The sequence below is a fragment of the uncultured Cardiobacterium sp. genome (genome assembly GCF_938028185.1).
Lineage (GTDB): Bacteria > Pseudomonadota > Gammaproteobacteria > Cardiobacteriales > Cardiobacteriaceae > Cardiobacterium.
Genome location: NZ_CALJAH010000415.1, coordinates 1 through 2,234 on the forward strand (window position 1 = coordinate 1; position 2,234 = coordinate 2,234).

2 protein-coding genes are annotated in these 2,234 nt (G+C 56.6%); one reads left to right on the top strand and one right to left on the bottom strand.

Annotated elements, in window-relative coordinates; all coding sequences use genetic code 11:
• The coding region (locus tag Q0349_RS12050; RefSeq protein ID WP_298081250.1) for a TSUP family transporter at nt 1-495 on the top strand (495 nt) is incomplete at its 5' end.
• Between the two features lie 15 nt (nt 496-510).
• Here Q0349_RS12050 and Q0349_RS12055 read toward each other — a convergent pair.
• Nucleotides 511-2,157: a hypothetical protein gene (locus tag Q0349_RS12055; protein WP_298081251.1), complete on the bottom strand. Its 1,647-nt coding sequence runs from the start codon at nt 2,155-2,157 to the stop codon at nt 511-513.
• Between the last annotated feature and the right edge of the window lie 77 nt (nt 2,158-2,234).

Here is a 2,234-nt window from a genome sequence, read left to right on the forward strand (position 1 = left end):
TGCGGCACGCTGACGGTGCAGTTTCTGCCGAAGGATTTGTTGCAAAAGGGGCTGCCGTTGCTGCTCGTGGCGGTGGCGCTGCTTTTTCTTTTCATGCCTGCGCTCGGTACGGTGGTGCATCAGGCGCGGCTGTCCTTTGCCGGCTTTGTCGCTGCCGCCGCTTTGCCGATTGGTTTTTACGACGGCTTTCTCGGCCCCGGTACGGGCAGTTTTTTTATGCTGGCGCTGATTTCCCTGCGCGGCTACACCCTGCAACAGGCAACGATTGAGGCCAAAGCCTACAACGCCACCACCAATTTGGTTTCGCTGCTGGTTTTTCTCGCAGGCGGCAAAGTCGTCTGGACTGCGGGGCTTGCCATGGCGGTAGGACAACTACTCGGCGCGCGCCTCGCCGCCGGGCTGGTCATCAGCAAGGGCAATCGCCTGATTCGCCCGGCGGTGATTGCGATGTCGCTCATCATGAGCGCGGTGTTGGCATACCGTTATTGGTTTTAGGGCTTATTTGCCGCCTCAATCGGTGGAATAGGTGGTCTTGCCGATATTGAGGGAATTCCTCTCGTTATTCCAAAAGAAGAAAAGCTCGCGCTCGGTCTTGCCATTCGGGTAGGTGAGTTCGATGGTGTAGCCGTCGATGTGGTAACGGCCACCCGCGCCGGTACTGAAGTTTCCGCTGTGGGAAATCACGCCATCATCGCCCAGACCTGCGAGACCTGCGGTATCGGCCTGAAAGGTGCTGCGGCTGCTGTCGGTAAAGGTGCCGTCGCGCTTGAAATTGATGGTGGAGAAGCTGGCAAAGCTGCTGTAGTAGGTGCCGCCAGAAGAATAATGGGTGTAACTGCCCTGGATGGTTTCACCGGCCTTGGCGGGTGCTCTGGACAAACCATCCAGTTTCTTCCACGCGCCGTCTTTCTGGATCTCGTAACCATCGCCCTTTCTGCGCCACGCGTACCATTTGTCGGGCTCGTGCTGGCGCGAGGCGGCAACGTCAAAATCGGCGGGGCTGACCGGCAGGTCTTTATAGGCCTGCCCGTCTTTCAAAAGCAGCCAGATGTCGTGTTCGAGGGTAACGCCAACGCCGCTGTAGCCGTTGTAAACGTGGTTGTAGAGCGCTTCGATGTCGCCAAGCGCTACGCCTTTGCCCGGTGCAGTAACCCATTTGAAGCGGCGCGCTTCGGCATCATCGGCAGCCTGCTGTGTCGGTGAGGCGTTTTTTGCCGCGCCCTGGTATTGGCAGACGTTGATGAAGTTGTCGCCAATATTCTGCCCGTAGATGCCCAATTCGCCGTCTTTGTACCGGAAGAAGAAGGCGATTTCCTTGGTTTCGCCATCCGAGTTTTCGTAATTGTACAAAAAATGCTTGCTGCTAATATTGATACGACCGTCGTTCTCGTATCGGAATTCGCCGGTCTGATCCTTAAATCCGCTGATACGGTATTCACCATTCTCATAAAGCGAAAGAGTAAATTGCGCACCGCCATCAATCTGTACCTTGCATTGATAGTCACCAAAAACCAGGTCGCCACCGGGCGTCAGCCCATCCATTTTGAATTGCCGCATAAAGGCTTCGCCATGCCTGACACCGCCTTTGACGTTGCCGCTGCTGCCCGTGCTGCTGGCAGTTGACGTGCTGCTGCTCGCTGTGCTGGCGCTGCTACTGCTTGCCGTGCTGCTCGCGGGCGCACTTGCCGCACCGCCTTGGTCTTCCAAATATTGCGCGGCAATCAGCGCGGTGATGGTTTTTTGGTGGCGCTGCAAGAGTTCGGCATCTTTTTCCGTCTGGAAATCAATGATGCGCATTTTGTCGTTGCCGACCGGATAGACGGTGAGATTGGCAAGAATGCTTTTGCCCTGATACTCGACTTCAAGCGAGAGCGTGGCGATGTTGCCGCTTTCTTCAACTTCGCCGCGCTGGACGATGGTCATGCCACTGCTGTTTATAGCGTCGGCAAAGAGGTTCAATGCTTGCGCCGGACTGCCTTGCCCCGCTATCAGGTCGGAGATTTCGACACCAATTTCGCGCCCTTCGTCGTTTTTCGGGATGTATTGGACGCCGCCTTGGGTGTTTTTGCGTTCCCAACCGGGCGGGGTGTCGATAGCGGCGGCGTGCTGGCTGGCAAGAACGGTGCCGATAATTAAAGCGAGGGGACGAGTTTTCATGATAGTTCCTTATGGTTAGTGGCTTGCGCCGATTTGCCAGTTTTGCGCGGTTTGGCTCGCCTGCCAGAGGCGGGCGT

Coding starts and splice junctions, on each gene's coding strand:
- Q0349_RS12055 (WP_298081251.1), bottom strand. CDS start 2,157: ATGAAAACTCGTCCCCTCGCTTTAATTATCGGCACCGTTCTTGCCAGC.